General features: G+C 44.0%; 8 protein-coding genes. 1 reads left to right on the top strand and 7 read right to left on the bottom strand.

The window, feature by feature from the left end:
• Positions 1–19: 19 nt before the first annotated feature.
• The 4 genes from HMPREF2794_RS00265 to HMPREF2794_RS00250 all read right to left on the bottom strand — a co-directional run bounded on the left by HMPREF2794_RS00265 (position 20) and on the right by HMPREF2794_RS00250 (position 7,454).
• Positions 20–1,666 carry a diphosphate--fructose-6-phosphate 1-phosphotransferase gene (locus HMPREF2794_RS00265; RefSeq protein WP_010537577.1) on the bottom strand — a complete coding sequence of 549 codons (1,647 nt, stop codon included), beginning with the start codon at positions 1,664–1,666 and terminating at the stop codon, positions 20–22.
• Positions 1,667–1,794: 128 nt separating this feature from the next.
• Positions 1,795–3,168, bottom strand: coding sequence for an efflux transporter outer membrane subunit (locus HMPREF2794_RS00260; protein ID WP_070750500.1), 1,374 nt, complete (start codon positions 3,166–3,168; stop codon positions 1,795–1,797).
• Positions 3,168–6,272 carry an efflux RND transporter permease subunit gene (locus HMPREF2794_RS00255; protein ID WP_070750498.1) on the bottom strand — a complete coding sequence of 1,035 codons (3,105 nt, stop codon included), beginning with the start codon at positions 6,270–6,272 and terminating at the stop codon, positions 3,168–3,170. The genes HMPREF2794_RS00260 and HMPREF2794_RS00255 overlap by 1 nt, the downstream gene beginning before the upstream one ends.
• A gap of 3 nt (positions 6,273–6,275) precedes the next feature.
• Positions 6,276–7,454 carry an efflux RND transporter periplasmic adaptor subunit gene (locus HMPREF2794_RS00250; protein ID WP_010537574.1) on the bottom strand — a complete coding sequence of 393 codons (1,179 nt, stop codon included), beginning with the start codon at positions 7,452–7,454 and terminating at the stop codon, positions 6,276–6,278.
• A gap of 272 nt (positions 7,455–7,726) precedes the next feature.
• Between HMPREF2794_RS00250 and HMPREF2794_RS00245 the strand changes: the two genes are divergently transcribed.
• Complete coding sequence (locus HMPREF2794_RS00245) at positions 7,727–9,943, top strand: patatin-like phospholipase family protein (protein WP_070750496.1); 2,217 nt, start codon at positions 7,727–7,729, stop codon at positions 9,941–9,943.
• Between the two features lie 149 nt (positions 9,944–10,092).
• Here the strand turns inward: HMPREF2794_RS00245 and HMPREF2794_RS00240 are convergent, their stop codons facing one another.
• The 3 genes from HMPREF2794_RS00240 to HMPREF2794_RS00230 are packed head-to-tail and all read right to left on the bottom strand — an operon-like array spanning position 10,093 to position 18,638.
• Positions 10,093–10,794, bottom strand: coding sequence for a hypothetical protein (locus HMPREF2794_RS00240; protein WP_070750494.1), 702 nt, complete (start codon positions 10,792–10,794; stop codon positions 10,093–10,095).
• Positions 10,795–10,809: 15 nt separating this feature from the next.
• Entirely contained in the window at positions 10,810–15,519 is a 4,710-nt protein-coding gene (locus tag HMPREF2794_RS00235; protein WP_070750492.1) for an efflux RND transporter permease subunit, read from the bottom strand.
• A 2-nt stretch (positions 15,520–15,521) separates the two neighbouring features.
• The gene (locus HMPREF2794_RS00230; RefSeq protein ID WP_070750490.1) at positions 15,522–18,638 is read right to left on the bottom strand and encodes an efflux RND transporter permease subunit; all 3,117 of its coding nucleotides are present in this window, start codon (positions 18,636–18,638) and stop codon (positions 15,522–15,524) included.
• Between the last annotated feature and the right edge of the window lie 5 nt (positions 18,639–18,643).

The following is an 18,643-nucleotide window of genomic DNA, read 5'->3' as shown; positions in this document are numbered from 1 at the left end:
ACAACTCTGTGAAGTTTACTTATTTAGCTTGTTCCAGTTGCAAAGTTTTAGTTGCCTGGTCGCAAACTTCCGTAGGACCAAAGTACTGGATCGGACCCGGATATACATAATCCGTTTCAACAGCCCAACGGTCACGTTGTGCAGCGAATGCTTTAAAAGGAGCACCATCCAGTTTCACCAATGCCTTCTGGATAACCGGTTTCATTTCACCGTGACGGCGTTCCATATTCATCATCATCGTGATAGGCACACCACCGGCAATCCATTCAGCAGCAGGAGCAGTTGTGTTACGTACAGAAGACATATAGCCAGTCTTACCGTCGGCAATCAACATAGAAGCTGTGTAACCCAAAGAATAGCAGTAATCAGCATCGAAGTTTGACGGAGCGGCGCAACGTCCTTCGTAACCGAAGAAGTGGTGCTGAGCAGCAAACTTACCTACGTATTTGCCATCTTCTTTCCATGCAGCCAATTTGGTAGCTACCATTTCAGACAACAGTTTTTCTGTTTCGATCAGTGATACCTGAACGTTTCCGTGCGGGTCACGATCCAGTGTCAACTGGCGAGCTACACCTTCCGGCAGACTTGCATAGATAGCAGAGTTTTCCGGAGACAACTTACGGATGATATAATCACGCTGGTGAGACTTCTTAATCTGAGAGAACTCTTCTGCATTAGCAGCCAGGAAGTCGTTCAACTCAGCAATCAGACGCTTCATTGCCGGAATAAATTCAACCAATCCTTCCGGGATCAGCACTGTACCGAAGTTATTTCCCTGTGCAGCACGGTCGGCCACCACTTTAGCGATAGATGTCACTACATCATCCAGAGACATATCTTTTGCTTCTACTTCTTCAGAAACAATACATACGTTAGGCTGTACCTGCAAAGCACATTCCAATGCGATGTGAGAAGCCGAGCGACCCATCAACTTAATAAAGTGCCAGTATTTACGAGCTGAGTTACAGTCACGTTGAATGTTACCAATCACTTCCGCATAAGTCTTGCAAGCTGTATCAAAACCGAAGGAAGTTTCAATCATATCGTTCTTCAAGTCACCGTCGATCGTTTTCGGACAACCGATTACCTGCACACCGTACTTTTTAGCAGCGTAATACTCAGCCAATACGCAGGCATTTGTATTAGAGTCATCACCACCGATGATTACCAATGCTTTGATGCCCAGTTCCTTGATAATCTCCAATCCCTTTTCAAATTGAGCTTCAGTTTCCAGCTTTGTACGTCCCGAACCAATGATATCGAAACCACCTGTATTACGATATTCGTCGATGATGTCGGCAGTCAGTTCCATATAGTTGTGGTCTACCAGACCGCCGGGTCCCAAAATAAAGCCGTACAGCTTATTTTCCGGATTCAGTTTTTTGATACCGTCGAACAAACCAGAGATTACATTGTGTCCGCCCGGAGCCTGTCCACCGGAAAGGATTACACCTACGTTCATGGCAGGAAGTTGAACAGCTTCACCTGCTTCGAATGTAATCAACGGCATTCCGTACGTGTTAGGGAATAATGCTTTGATAGCTTCCTGATCGGCTACAGATTGAGTAGCAGAACCTGCTACAGCTTTAACGGCTCCTGTTGCCAATGCTTTCGGAAGTTTGGGCTGATAAGCAGCCCTTGCGATTTGCAATGCACTTTTAGTCATTTTCTTTATTTTTATTTAAAGGTGTTAGTAAGTTTCTTGTCAAACTTGAAAAGCGTTGCAAATTTCGCATTTTTCCTCGAATTATGAAAGAGAAGCTCTCATTTTATTTCGTGACACCGGTACAGATGCTATTGCTTCCAGCCACCACCCAGTGCTTTATAAAGCTGCACTATGGTTATCAATTCATCACGAATAGCGTTACTCAGACCAATTTGTGCATCAAAATAACCACGCTGGGCATCCAGAACATCCAAATAATTGATTACTCCATTAATGTATTGCAACTGAGCCAAGTCCATATAACTCTTAGCCGAACGTTCCAGATTGGCACGAAGAGCATACACCTCTTTTATCTTATTAAAGTTGACAATCGCATTACGTGTTTCCTTGAAAGCAGTTAAAACTGATTTCTCATAACTATGTAGTTCCGCCTCATAAGCTGCCTTTTTGCCTTTCAATGCAGCACGGTTCTTTCCCCAGCCAAAAATAGGAGTCAATAAAGCCCCTTCCATAACAGCATAAGGAGATGTTAAAAGTTCGGACAAAGACGTACTCTCAGTACCGAAACCACCTGTCAGGGCGAGACGAGGAAACATATTCGTATAAGCTACCCCTACTTTGGCATTGGCAGCAATCAACTTCTGCTCTGCCTGACGTATGTCGGGACGGCGTTCCAACAAAGTAGATGGCATCCCTATCGGAAGTGTTTCCGGAAAATTGAATTCCTGAAGCAGTCGGGAACGGGCGATGCGATTAGGGTATTCTCCGGCCAGAAAAGCAATGTCATTCTCTTTCAGCGAGATTTTACGTTCTAAATCAGGAACCAAAGTGGCTGTACGTGCCAGCTCCACCTGAGCCTGACGATAAGAAGTCTCCGAAGTCAATCCTCCTTCAAAACGGATACGTGCCAGGCGCACCCCTTCTTCACGGGCTTTTAAAGTCTGCTTGACAATATCCAGTTCCGTATCCAGCGCAACCAGTTCATAATAAGCCTGTGCCACTTCCGCCACAATCGTCATCCGAAGTGCACGTTGCGCCTCTACCGACTGCAAATATTCGGCAATACTGGCCGAACGCGCCCATCGCAGATTTCCCCAAAGATCGAGTTCCCATGAAACAAGGAACTGAGCTTCAAAGGTTTCCGATTTCTTAAAAGCATCTCCCCCGTGATTCTCAAGTTCACGTTCAGCAGTCACTTTTCCTTTGATATCAGGAAGCAGTGCAGCGGTGGAGATACGTTTCTGAGCCGCCATTTCTTTGATTCGGGCAGCCGCTATCAACATGTCTTTATTGTGATCCAACGCACGGTCTATCAGACTGCGAAGTGTAGAATCCGTATAGATTTCTTCCCAATCCTTATCTCCAAAGCTGACCGTATCCTGATGTTGGGCCAGACTATCGGGCAAATGAAGGTCAGGACGTACATAGCTCTTGCCTACTTTGCAGGAAGTCAGTATTCCTGCAAACAATAGTATAGCAATATATAGTTTATTCAGTTTCATTATTTCTTATGTTTTAAGATTTTCGACTTTGTTTTATATACCATCACAAAGAAGAACGGCACGAGAATAATACCAAACACGATAGCAAATATCATCCCGAAGAATACCCCCGTACCAATTGCCTGACGGCTTGCCGAGCCCGGACCACTTGCCAATACCATTGGAAGCATACCCAGTACAAATGCTAAAGAAGTCATCAGAATAGGACGGAAACGTAATTTTGCCGCATAAATGGCAGACTGTATCAAGTCCTCTCCTTTATCTACCTGTACTTTAGCAAACTCTACAATCAGAATAGCATTCTTAGCGGCAAGCCCGACAAGCATCACCAGTCCGATCTGGAAATAGACATCGTTCTCCAGTCCGCATACCCAGACTCCCAGGTAGGCTCCTAAAGCCGCTACAGGCAAAGACAGCAATACGGCAATCGGCACTGTCCAACTTTCATATTGTGCGGCAAGGAAGAGAAAGACAAACAAGAATACCAATGCCATGACCATACCGGTCTGACCGCCCGCCTGCTTTTCCTGATAAGAAAGTCCGCTCCATTCCAATCCGATATTATCTGGAAGATGATCACGGGCGATCTGTTCCATAATCTCCATTGCCTGACCGGAACTATATCCCTGTGCGGCAGCCCCCCGAATGACAGCAGTAGTAAACATATTGAAACGTTTGATACTTCCCGGACCTGTTGTATAAGAAGCATTACCTAAAGAAGTCAGCGGTACCATAGCTCCATTGGAGGCTTTTACAAAGAACAGGTTGATATTGTCTTTATGCTCACGATAAGGAGCTTCCGCCTGAATGTATACCTTATAAATACGGTTGAACATATTGAAGTCATTCACATACACCGAACCTGTATAAGCTTTCATCGTAGAAAACACATCTGCCAAAGGTACTCCCAGCATCTTTACTTTATCTCTGTCCACATCAAAGTAAAGTTGAGGAATCTCCGACTGCAAAGAAGAAGACAAACCTGTCAGTTCCTTGTGCTTGGAAGCATAATACATCAACGTATCTGCTGCATCCACCAAGTTGTCGAAAGTAGCCTCCCCACGAGCTTCCAACTGCATTTCAAAACCACCGGAACTACCCAATCCCGGTATGACCGGAGGAGTAGACAGATAGACTTTACATTCCGGGTATTCCTTCAAATGTTTTTCTACCGTATCCATGATTTTCTCAATACTGGTACTCTTTCTCTCTTCCCAAGGTTTCAAGATGACAGTCAGTTCGGCACGCCCCTGATTACTGCCCACACGCGGACTGCTTCCCGTCACATTCTGTACATATTCTATGTAGGGGTTCTTATCCAGATAAGCAATCGCACGCTCTGTTACAGCACGGGTACGTTCCAATGTAGCTCCTTCCGGCAATTCTAGTTCAATCTTAAAATATCCCTGATCTTCTACCGGAAGAAAACTGGTCGGAATGATCCGGTGAATCAACAGAATAGCAATCAATACCATACCAAAAGCACTTAACACCCGACGCGGATGTTTGATAGTACGAGTGACAGCAGCTACATATTTATTGCTTCCAATTCCCAACCATTCATTGATCTTTCTGAATACTATATTTTTCTTCTTCCCACTATCCGGTTTTAAAATAAGCGAGCACATCACGGGACTCAGCGTCAGGGCAACGACGGTAGAAATAAGTACAGATACTACAATGGTCACCGTAAACTGACGGTACAACTGTCCCGTAATTCCACTCAAAAAACTTACCGGAACAAACACAGCCGCCAATACCAGTGAAGTAGCGATCAACGCGCTTGATAATCCGTTCATTGCTTTCTTAGTCGCTTCATAAGGACTTAGCTTCTCCGTTTCCATAATATGCTCTACTCCTTCCACCACCACTATCGCATCATCGACCACGATACCAATGGCAAGAATCAAGCCAAGCAAAGTCAATATATTGATAGAGAAGCCAAAAATCAACATGAATCCGAAAGTACCAATCAAAGAAATAGGCACCGCTACTACCGGGATCAATGTAGCACGCCAACTCTGCAAAGACAGATACACGACCAATACAACCAGTACCAATGCTTCAAACAGTGTTTTATATACCTCATGAATAGACTCGGAGATATACGTCGTCATATCAAACGGAATTTCATAGCTCAATCCTTCAGGAAAGTTCCCGCTGATCTCTTCCATCGCCTTTTTTACATTCTCGGCCACTTCCATCGCATTGGCACCCGGCAACATATAAATACCAAGTACAGCGGCATTCTCACCATTAATACCACTTTCAGTATTGTAAGAAGAAGCCTCCAGAGATACACGTGCCACATCCTTTAATCGAATGATAGAACCATTGGCATTCGCACGCACTACAATATCCTCAAACTGTCCTACCGTAGAAAGACGTCCCTGAGTAGTAATAGGGATCGTTATATCCAGTCCCTGTACCGGCTGCTGTCCTAACACACCGGCTGCCGACTCACGGTTCTGGTCTTTTAAGGCATTCTGCAAGTCTTGTACGGTTAATCCGAAGTTAGCCAGCTTATCCGGCTCTGCCCATATCTGCATAGCATAGTAACGGCTACCGATATTTGAAACACGTCCCACACCCGGAATACGGCGAATTACATCAAGTACATTAATAGTAGCAAAGTTACTTAAGTAAATTTCATCAAACTTAGGATCGGTAGAAGTCAGACAGAGTGTCATTAACTGACTGGGTGCCTGTTTTTCCACGGAAATGCCATTTTGAATCACTTCCGCCGGAAGACGGGATTCAGCCAGTTTCACACGATTTTGAATTTCTACTGCAGCTAAATCCGGATCGGCAGATACATCAAAGGTAACCGTTGCCGAGAAACCACCGGAGTTAGAACTGTTTGATTCCATATAAAGCATACCGGGGGTACCATTGATTTCCTGCTCAATCGGAGTAGCTACCGCCTGCGACAAAGTTAATGCGCTCGCGCCCGGATATGACGCACTGATCTTTACCACTGGAGGTGTAATCTGCGGGTATTGATCTACCGGAAGCATGGTCAGCCCGATAATCCCGACAATCACAATCACGATAGAGATAACAGCCGAAAATACCGGCCTATCTATAAAAAAACTAACTTTCATTGATTATTCTCCTTTTGCGTTATCCAGCCGACTTGCCCGTACTTTCATACCCGGTGTCAACTTATGGAAACCTTCCACAACAATTGTCTCTCCTACAGCGAGTCCTCTTTCCACTACCACGTTATTCCCTACTTCCGGTCCTAACTCAATAAAGCGTTTCTCTACTGTATCATCTTTACGCATCGTATAAATATAAGCGCCTCCTTTTTCAATGGTAACGGCTTTCATCGGAACAACGATGGCTCCTTCACGCACGTCCAATAGCAATTTTACTTTGGTAAACTGTCCCGGAAGCAATACCTGTTTCGGATTAGGCATTTCTGCACGTACGGAGAAAGTACCCGTTTGAGGATCGACTTGCGGCTCGGCAAAATCAACATATCCTTTATAGGGGTATACGGTATTATCTGCTAAAGTAATAGTAATATTTGGCTGCCAGGAACGAGTAGAATCCTGTTGTCCGAGGTTAATATTCCGTTCTTTACTTTTCAGATAATCGAGTGCCGTCATACTGAAATCGACCAATACGGTATCACTCTTTACAACTGTAGCCAGCAACGATTTTCCTCCGGGACCAACCAACGTTCCCAAATCCACATTTCTTTCACTGATATGACCGGCAAGAGGTGAACGAACGATAGTATAGCCTAACTCGAGTTCAGCCTGCGCCAAGTCCGCCTCACTCATCGCTACTGTCGCAACAGCGCTTTCATAAGCTGCTTCCGCATTATCCAGATCCAGCTGGCTAGCGGCATTTTGTTCGTACAACGGACGGATACGTTTCAAGTCACGTTCAGCTTTCAATGCCTGTGCTTCGTCCTTTTTCAACTGAGCCCGCGCTTTGTCGGCTTTCGCACGATATTGGTCCTGATTGATCACAAACAGGACCTGATTCTTATTTACATAAGTGCCTTCGGCAAAAAGCATGTTTTCCAGATAGCCTTCTACCCTGGCACGTACTTCGACAAATTGCTGGGCACGGATACGCCCCACATATTCTCCGAATATTTCTACATCGTCTTTTATAACCGGTTCAACAATCACTGTCGGCATTTCCGGTGCAGCCTTCTGAGGTCGTGTCAGTATCCAATACACTCCCAACACAATTACCATACATACTACAGCAGCAATGGTTCTCTTTCTCCTCAGTTTCAACTCATGTTTCGAAAAGAATAATCTCATATCGAATCTTATTATTTAATTTAACTTATGTTTGTTCTACACTCTATTATGCAATACACATACCAAAATATCCTGTTTTATCTTATCTGTTTATTATCAACGTATTACGTTTTTCCCCTTGAAGACAGAAGTGTGGAAAACATCCTTAAAGTGTAGAATTTATCCACATTTCCGACTTTTAGAACATTTTTTATAGTTCTTGTTTCATCAACTAAACAATTTATCCCCTACATTTGTAGTTATATTGTACATCAACACAATAACATGTCCTAATGAAAAAACAAATCTTTTCAACATTAGTTTTTGCAATGTGCCTGATATTACCTTTTTCTGTTTATTCTCAGGAACAACGGAAGAAGGTCGGCGTTGTCCTCAGTGGCGGCGGTGCCAAAGGAGTGGCACATATCAAAGCACTGAAAGTCATCGAGGAAGCAGGCATTCCGATCGATTATATAGTAGGCACCAGTATGGGATCTATAGTCGGTGGACTTTACGCCATCGGGTATACTCCGGAACAACTGGACAGTATGGTACGCAAGCAAGACTGGACTTTCCTTTTGAGCGATCGTATCAAACGCAGTGCCATGTCGCTCACCGAACGCGAACGCTCTGCAAAATACATTGTTTCGCTTCCTTTTACAAAGAGCCCGAAAGCTGCCATGTCCGGAGGGATTATCAAAGGACAGAATCTTGCCAATCTGTTCTCTGATCTGACAATGGGCTACCATGACTCGATCAATTTTAATAAGTTACCGATCCCCTTCGCCTGTGTATCGGCCAATGTAGTCAATGGAGACCAGATCGTATTCCATGATGGCGTACTCTCTACTGCCATGCGTGCCAGTATGGCCATCCCCGGTGTATTCACACCGGTGCGCAAAGACAGTATGATATTGGTAGACGGTGGAATTGTCAATAATTATCCGGCAGATGTGGCCAAAGCAATGGGAGCCGATATTATTATCGGAGTCGATGTTCAGAATGCGCTGAAAAGTGCCGACAAGCTCAACAGCGCTCCGGACATATTGGGGCAGATTGTTGATCTCACTTGCCAGACCAATCATGAAAAGAATGTAGAACTCACTGATACCTATATCAAGGTAAATGTAGACGGATTTTCTTCCGCCAGCTTCACTCCGGCAGCCATCGATTCCCTGATGCGTCGAGGCGAAGAAGCCGCACGTGCACAGTGGAATTCCTTGATTGCCTTAAAAAAAGAAATCGGTATACCGGACAATTATGTCCCCAAACAACACGGACCGTACTCTTCTCTTTCCAATTCACGGACAGTATACGTCACAGATATATCTTTCTCCGGCGTAGAGGCTAATGACAAAAAATGGCTGATGAAGAAGTGTAATCTCAAAGAGAACAGTAACATTACCACTCAGCAGATAGAACAAGCTGTGTATCAGTTGCGTGGCAGTCATTCTTACTCAAGCGCCAGCTACACACTTACCGACACTCCCGAAGGGTACCACCTTAATTTCTTGTTAGAAGAAAAATATGAGAAAAGAATCAATCTGGGCATCCGTTTCGACTCGGAAGAAATAGCATCCCTGCTGATTAATGCCACAGCGGATCTCAAAACTCATGTTCCTTCCCGATTATCCCTGACCGGCCGATTAGGAAAGCGATATGCCGCACGCATCGATTACACTCTCGAACCGATGCAGCAACGCAATTTCAATTTCTCATATATGTTTCAATATAATGACATCAATATCTATGATGAAGGTGAACGTGCCTATAACACTACTTACAAGTATCATTTAGCTGAATTTGGCTTTTCGGATGTCTGGTACAAAAACCTCCGCTTCGGACTCGGACTTCGTTTCGAATATTATAAATACAAAGATTTTCTTTTCAAGAAACCGGAACTCATTGGACTGAATGTAGAATCCGAACATTTCCTGAGTTATTTCGCTCAGGTACATTATAGTACATTCGACAAGGGATATTTCCCTTCCAAAGGAACCGAATTCAAAGCTGCCTATTCACTCTACACCGATAATATGGCTCAGTATAATGATCACGCCCCGTTCTCCGCACTGAGCGGTTCGTGGGGCAGCGTAGTTCCCGTAACCCGACGTTTTTCTATCATTCCATTCATCTATGGTCGTGTTCTGATTGGAAAAGACATCGCCTATCCCTTGCAAAATGCCATTGGCGGCGAAGTATACGGACTCTACATTCCACAGCAACTGCCGTTTGCCGGTGTGACCAATATGGAACTGATGAACAATTCTATCATGATTGCATCCGTGAAACTCAGACAACGGATGGGAAGCATTCATTATCTCACTCTGACAGGTAATTATGGCTTGACGGACAGTCACTTCTTCGAAATACTGAAAGGGAAACAACTGTTTGGTATCAGTGCCGGATATGGTATGGACAGTATTTTCGGTCCATTGGAGATTACGTTCGGATATTCCAATCAGACTGATAAAGGAAGCTGTTATGTGAATCTGGGATACTACTTCTGATTCCCTATTTCCGTTCCCGCATACATAGGACTATACTTACCATGATGAGAAAAAATTCTCACTGCGATGAGACTTTTTTCTCATCATAGTGAGAATTTTTTCTCATCGCAGCAAGAACACTTGAGAATATTCAGCATCCTAATCTACTGTTATACAAACCTTTCCCTTTTCTGCAGATAAAGTAATCCGACCATCATCCAGACTAAACTGGCGGATAAAAGGAAAATGCGGTTTTTGATAAGGATTCCCTCCCAAATGATCGGATGAACATTATCGGGAACACGAAAAGGATTCAGCAGAACGTTCCAGAAAGAATCCGGCTTACCTAAGAACATCAATGCAATGCCTATAATAATCATAAATACGGCAGTTCCGTTTCCACTCCGCGTAATGGTAGACAGCATAAAAGCCATATTTCCGAAAAAGAGTATCGGGAACATCAACTGTAATGCCATCTCAAGCGGATTGACCGGATACAGCAATAAAATGGCTATGTATGAAAAGATAATCAGAATAACAAAAATTGCCACATAAATCATCAATAACCGCACGCCCCAAACCTTATACTTATAGTCGGGGATTCCAAAAAGAATCTCCAATATCCGGCTATCTTCATCATTCTGAATGCCGAATACAGCCGGGTAGAAAATAAGCAACATAGACGGAAACATCAGGATGCTATAGATGAGTCCCTCGTTAATCTCCTCCCGTTTCCAGGCATTCTGAAACATGAAAAGAGCAAAAAAGCCAAATGCAGCCAACAGAAACCAGAAAAACTTCCCGGCAAATATAATCTTCAGGTTATACCTGACTACTTTAGGCAACAGTTGTATCAATTGTTTGAATGTCATATCCTTCTTTTCTTTTTAATTCATATTCTTCAGCAGACAGAGATAAGCGTCTTCCAAATTAGCTTCTACCTCTACAGCCCCTTCATAAGGCTGTCCGACAGAAAGATAGCGCACCCGAATCGTATCGCCTTCCTGAATATGATGTATTACCAACGATTTGTCCAGTACTTTTTCAAATTCTGTCTTATCTATATTAAACTGCCATACTTTCCCGTTGGCCATTTCCACCATGTCCGAAGGATCACCGAAATATTTCAGTTCACCCTTATTGATCACCACTACCTGATTACAGGAACTGGATATATCCTCAATGATATGAGTGGAGAAAATAACGATACGGTCCTTACTCAACTCTACCAGCAGATTACGGAAACGGATACGTTCGCGAGGGTCGAGTCCCGCTGTAGGCTCATCCACAACCAGGATACGCGGTAAATGAAGCAGAATAAGCGCAATACCAATACGCTGTTTCATACCTCCCGAGAAAGAACCTATCTTTTCGTCTTTCCGCTCGTACATATGTACCGCTTTCAGTACATAATCCAGACGCTCCTTTCGTAACTCACCGTCTACAATCCCTTTCAGTATAGCCTGATAATCCAGAAACTCCCACGAAGTCATATTCTCATAAGTTCCGAATTCCTGTGGAAGGAAACCTATCAGACTCTGTAGCTCTTCTCTGTAGATACGTGTATCCAGACCATTGATCCAGATACTACCATAGCTCTGCTCAAAGATACCACAGATGACACGCATCAAGGTCGATTTACCTGCCCCATTGGGTCCCAGTAGTCCGAACATACCTGTCTGAATCTCGAATGACACCCCACGCAATGCTTTGAAAGGTTTGCGTCGTTTTCCAATCATAGGAACACTCTTCGCCATGCGGAAATAGGAACGGCGAAGCCCTGCAAATCGTCCGGTGACACGCTCAATATTTACATCATGATCATACAGATACTGGGAAGTGACATAGATGGCAATACCCACAAGCCATAACAATCCGATCATGATGACCAGCCCGTTATTATCCAGTTTCCGGAATAACTGAAACAGGATAAGGGGAGGAAGACTCCAGAATATCACCCGGTTTACGATCTTTGTTACCCGATTATCTCCGTATCGATAATATAAATAGGAACGTACCTTTCTCCACAAATACAGTATCGCTGCATAAATAGCGAACGAGAACAGGAATATCCAAAGCCTGTTATGAATGAAGAAATAGGTGAAATAAATGGCAAACAGTAAGATACCAAACTGCCATAGCACATTGATAAAGTCCTTCAGAGAATGGTATTCATTGCTCAATCCCAGACGTTTGCGTAATTGCAAACCACTGTTCCACTGACGGCTGATGTGTCCAGGCCAATCGTAGATCTTAACCAGATTGCGGACAGAAATACGAATTTCTTCATCCGGATTGATAACCTCCGCCTTAGCTCTCCGAAGACTGGTTTGCGCAAAGTATGTCATCCCCGGTATGCCTGCAATCAGTACTACCAGATAGATTGACTGCCAAAGGATTCCGTCAGTGTATAGCCAGATACAGATTACACCGGACACAAAAAGAATCAGGTGAATGGTCCATAGTTTACGGGATAACGAACGGTACCACTGAAGCACATTTTCCAGTCCCATACAAACTGTCGGAATTAAAATCAGCGTCAGCATGGCGGAAAAGAAAAGTCCGCCTATCACTGTAATGGCAAAAGGTGCACCGATAGCCCCTGCATACTCCGTATCTCCCATAGCCAACGGAAGCATGGCAGCAATTGTGGTGATGGAAGTAATCAGAATGGGACGAATACGTGACATACCGGCAGTCATCAACGCCCTGTTCCGGCGGTATCCCCGTTTACGCAAAATGTTGGCGTAATCTATCAGAATGATTCCGTTATTGACAACTACTCCCAACAGAATAAGGAACCCTGTCAGTGTATTCGCATTCATCAGACTGTTGCTCGAAAGCAATAATGCCAGCAAAGAACCGATAGCAGCCAACGGAATGGTAAAAAGCAACACAAAAGGCGTCACTACAGATTCGAAGACTGAAGCAAGGATCATAAATATCAAAAGAAAAGCTGCCAGAATAAGGAATTTGAAATCCCCGAATTCATCCTCCTCATGGAATACCTGCACAGCGACTCCGGACGGAAGATTATAACTGGCAATCAACTGGTCGATATCGGAACGATATCCTCCCAATAAATCTTTCGAAGACTGAACATCTCTCGGAAAAGCATAGTATACCTCAATCTGCTTATCTTGATTGACACGGATGATGCGCGAACGCCCACGTCCATAATTCAGAGACGATATATCTTCTAGATTGTGCATACCGCCATTGGCATTTTCTATCCGGATAGCACGCAAGTCATCCACAGTTTTCTCTTTCTGAGCTTTTTCCTGTGCCTCTTCTTCAGTTTCCTTTTCCGGTATTTCGTCACGGATAATAATATCATAAATATCCTCTCCCACCTTGAAAGTAGCTTCGGAAGAGTATTCATTATTAAGCGCAGTTAATCCGGTGGTAATATTGCCACGGTTAATATCATAGGCAGTCAGCAGAATAGGGTCAAAGTTCAGATTTATTTCCGCCTGACGGGGAGTATACGAAACATGAGTATGCTGTACAAAATCCTGTTCGTCCAACAAATAACGCACTTCCTCTGCCACCATCTGCATCATTTCGAAATCAGATCCCCTGATCACCACCCGTTCACTGTTGTCACCTATGCCCAACAAACGCATGAATCCGCCCAGACTGCTCAGAGCCGAGTTATCTCCTCCGCCTCCCATAGCATCAGAAACATAGATTTCCGCACCATTGATATTGGCAACTTTAGTCTGCACATCCGCTTTTATATCAGCTATTTTCCGTTTGGCGATCTTTGTGTAATCTTCCTGCAAAACGAGTGTCAGAGTCGCCTCTTTTTCCCGAATACGGCAAATCAGATCTTTCTTTTCCGGAAAATCCTCCAGACGTTCTTCCAGTACCTTTACAATCTTATCCGTATTTTCAAGCGTACTTCCGGTAGGCATCACGACACTGATGTTGAACCGGTCTGAAGCAACTTCTTTCATCTGTTGCACATTCAAGGTCAATGACAAAATCAACGTTGCAAAAAGCAAGATCACAGCTCCAAAGACTGTCACTCCCGGATTACGCATACAAGTCTTCAATAAGACCAGATAGACCTGCATCGGACGCTGAACGATCGATACTTTTTCATAAACGACACTGTTCCCACTCTTACTCTTCAAAAGAAGGTAAGTAATCATCGGTATAAAAAGTAAAGCTACAAACAGCGAGATCGTCAAAGTTGATATAATGGATACTCCGATATGGTGCCCGATCAGTTTTATCAGGAAATTATCAGAAAAAACGAACGGCAGGAATACAGTAATGGTAGTCAGGGTAGCCGCCACAATGGAGCGCCACACTTCTTTTGTTCCCTGCGTTACCGAACGTTCGGGCGTATAGCCGTTTCCCGACAAACGATAAATATTCTCAAGCACCACGACACTATTATCCAGCAGCATTCCGATGGCCAACGCCATTCCTACCAAGGTAAGACTATTGATAGTAATACCAAAAGCGTAGAAGAAGTTGAAAGCCGTATAGACAGAAATCGGTATGGAAAGTGCGATAAAAAACACCAGCCGCATATTCTTCAGGAAAAGCCAAAGAACGAACACAGCCAATAATCCCCCTACCAATGCCAGATTAATAATCTGGTTGATATTATTTTCCATGGTTTCAGCCTTGTTCTCCTGAATGACAATTTCCAGTTCGAGCGGAGCCAGTTTCTCATTCAGCTTTTCAATCACATCGGATACACGGTGTGAAAGTTCAATCAGATTAGCCTGTGAATCATTGATCAAAGCAACCGAGACGGCTTCTTTTCCATTCACACGACTATAAGTGGTTTCATCTTTCAAGTCAAAAAAGACGGTTGCCACGTCTTTCAGCAGAATAGGACCGGGAGCGACAACTATATTCTCCAAATCAGAGACTTTGGTATACATCGCATTGACATGGACAAAATTCTTGCTGTCGGGTTCATCTGCGAAGCCTACAAATGTCTTTTCCTGGGTATTCTGCGAAAGCAAACCGCTTATTTTGGAAGCTGTGAGGTTCAGAGCTTTGCAAGCCTCCGGATTCAGACGCACTTCAATGGCTTTCTGCCGTCCTCCGTAGATATTGACGGAAGCTACTCCATCTATGTTCTCCAGATCAGAACGAACATCCTCGTCTACCAGACTCCGGACACGGTCAGTTCCTCCCGTACCACGCACTTGAAGCACCATGAAGTTATTATTCATCTGAGCAATATCCACTTTCTGTACCTGTACAGTAAAACCGGTCGGCAGGGAGGCTGCGATTTCATTCACTTTCTCCTGCAGTTTAAGACTGGTCATCTTGAAGTTGATATTCTTTTTAAAGTCAATCTGTATGCTGGACTGCCTCCTGTCAATGTAGGATTGCAGTTTGTCTACTCCACCTATCGCACTGACCGCTCCTTCGAGTGGAATAATCACTTCCGACTCTACATACGAAGGGTCCATATCCTGCTGTGACGACACCTGGACAAACAGAACCGGAAGTTCTGCGTTGGGCAGCAACTCCACCGGAAGTTGTTTATACGACACATAGCCCAGCAGGCTGAGTGCAATAAACAGCATACAAATCGTTATTCTCCTATTTAGTAAAAAGTTCATCTTCAGCTGTTTTTAGTTCGGCGATTTATACGTCTTTTGATATTCTCCAACACATAATAGACACAAGGAATAACCATCAAACTCATCAGAGTAGAAGTTATCAATCCTCCGATCACAGCTATAGCCATTGGTGAACGTAAAGAAGCACCTTCACCAAAACTGAATGTCATCGGAAGCATGGCCAGAATCGTAGTCAAAGTAGTCATGATGATCGGACGGATACGCTGTTGCCCTGCTTCTACAATGACATCAGTCAACTCCATTCCCGCCTGACTAAGCTGATTGATACGGTCTACCAGAATGATAGAGTTATTGACGGCAATACCTCCCAGCATGACAATACCGATGACTCCCATCATATTGATAGTGGTTCCAGTAATGAAGAAAAGTAAGATAGCACCTACTACAGCCAGAGGAATAGTCAGCAAGATCGTAAACGGATGCAGCAAGGATTCAAACTGGGAAGCCATCACCATATAGACAAGTACAACAGAAAGCATCAGAGCAAACAACAGACTGTTCATTGATTCTTGTCGTTTTTCTTCTTCTCCTGTCACTGTGATACTGTAGTTAGCAGGCAATGCAATACCTTTCACCGTTTCACGCACTTCGGCCGCTACTTTATCCAATGACTTTCCGGTATCCATATTAGCCATCACTTTACCGATACGGCTTTGATTGCGACGCAGAATTTCTTTGGGAGCTTGTCCATGAGTAATAGTAGCAATCTCCTGCAGTACAAATTCCTGTGTTCCACTTTTGATCACAAGAGAGCCTAGAGAACTCAATGGTATATCCGGTACTTTAATTACAATATCACGCATTTCACCACGATATTCCATTTTGCCGACTTCCTTGCCACTCAGTTGCTGCTTCAGTTGTTCAATTACCATAGCCACACTCAGATTATTGATACCGGCTATCGTACGGTCAATCGAGATCACAACTTCTGGAGCACCGTCTTCCACGGAAGTAATAACATCATAGATTCCATTTACGCCAATCATCCGTTCCTTCACCTCTTCAGTCAACTGAGCAATCTCATCCAACTCCTCTCCTTTGACCTCCACAACAATAGGAGCTCCTTCGCTTCCTAACAGTGAACTCAGAGAATTCTCATCCTGCTGAATCGTCAGTTCCAGTCCGTCAGGATTCTTGGCCGATTCCACGAAAGACGCAATCACCTTTTCCGGTGAAAGTGTACATTCCGGTGAAAGGATCACTTTCATCATTGCTGTATTTTCTCCTTCAAATATCGCATTTTCCGAACCACTTCCCTCTCCGATATGGCTGTATACCGTACATAAAGAATCACCGCCAACAATGGTATATAACAATTCTTCCAAATTGCCTACAGCAGCGGAAGTACGTTCCATCTGTGTACCTTCGGGCATTTTGACTACAGCCGTAAACGTCTTGCTTTCCGCACGGGGCATAAACTCAGTTCCGATAAACGGAGTCAGTAACCCAGTCACGATAAGAAGCAACACTGCCATACCGATCACCAGCCAACGTCGCTGAATCAGCCTGCGAAGCACTCTGCTATATCCCGCAATACGAATGGACTTCACTTCTTCCAGCTTAATCTTCTTGCCGGAAAGCTGGATATATAACATCGGAATCACCAGAATAGCCACAAACAAAGAAGAGACCAGTGAGAAAGTTACCGTCCATGCCTGATCTTTAAACAGTTCGCCCGAAGCTCCGTGAAGATAAACAATCGGCAGGAAGACGACAATAGTAGTCAGAGTAGAAGCAATTACCGCATTGGCAACTTCTGCTGTCCCGTTAATAGCAGCCTCTTTGATACTCAATCCTTTTTCCTGATTTCGGAAGATACTTTCTATGACGACAATCGCATTATCCACCAGCATACCCGCCCCGAGCGCCAGTCCTCCTAATGTCATAATATTCAGCGTCAGCCCATTAAAGAACATCAGATTGAAAGTAGCTACAATGGAGATTGGAATAGCAAGGCTGACAATCAGTGTTGTCCCCATCCGGCGAAGGAATACAAACAAGACTACAATAGCGAGGATAACACCCAAAACAGCACTGCTCTTTACTTCTCCGATCGCACTTTTTATAAAAGTACCCTGATTCGAAATCACCTGAAAATGATAACCGGGCAATGCATTCTCTATCACTGCCAATTGGCGGGTTACCTCATCCACCACTTTTACAGTATTAAAACGCATCTCCTTATAAATAGACAGTCCGATACTACGCTTCCCGTTAATCCGTACAATGTTCTCCGGACGAGCGTTCAAAAACTGCACAGTAGCCACTTCCTTCAAAAAAACAGGAGCTTTATTACTGTTGGCGGTTGCTGTACCCGTAGCATTGTTTCCAGATGCTTCCTCTTGTTGTATCGCTTTGTATCCGACAATCAGATTCTCAAAATCATCTTCTGAAGCAAACAAGCTCGAACTTTTCACCAGATATTGTAATCCCAGTTCACTGACCCGTCCCCCAGATATGCTTTGATTGTTCGATTCGATGCGCGAAGCGATATCTTCTATTTTCAGTTGAAAAGCATCCAGTTTATAAGGATCAGTCTGAATGGTAAGAGTGCTGACTTCTTCTCCCGAAAGCGTAACTTCAGCCACACCTTCCAGACGAATCAACTCATTACGGATATAGCTTTCGGCAATTTTCCTCAATTCCGCCATATCTGTAATACTCTGATGAGACATTCCCACCAAAACTACCGGAGACAAGTTCGCATCATGCTGCGTAATCTTCAGTTCAGTGATATCCTTGTTCTGGGCAAACGGATTCATGGCTTTCTGCAAATCAAGAAAAGCCTCATCCATGTCCTTTGTCCAGGTATACTCTACAGTAATTCGTGCCGTCCCGGCTTTAATCACAGAAGAGACCTGAGTAACATCACTCTGCCGGATCGCCATAGACTCCATATTTTTAACGAATTGCTTTTCGATCTCCTCGGGAGGGCGTTCACCCGCCTTTAATTCAATAAACAGGCGGGGATTATTCAGATCGGGCAATAAATCCACACTCAACTGATCGTATGATACTTTTCCCAGCAATAAGAGGGCAAATACTACCATACAAATCGTAACCGGATTGCCTACTGCAAATTTGATTATATTCTTCATAAGTA

Origin of the sequence: Bacteroides sp. HMSC067B03, from assembly GCF_001811315.1 — a bacterium.
Taxonomy (GTDB): domain Bacteria; phylum Bacteroidota; class Bacteroidia; order Bacteroidales; family Bacteroidaceae; genus Bacteroides; species Bacteroides faecis.
Note: the sequence above shows the minus strand (reverse complement) of the source record. Positions and strands in the feature narration are given on the sequence as shown.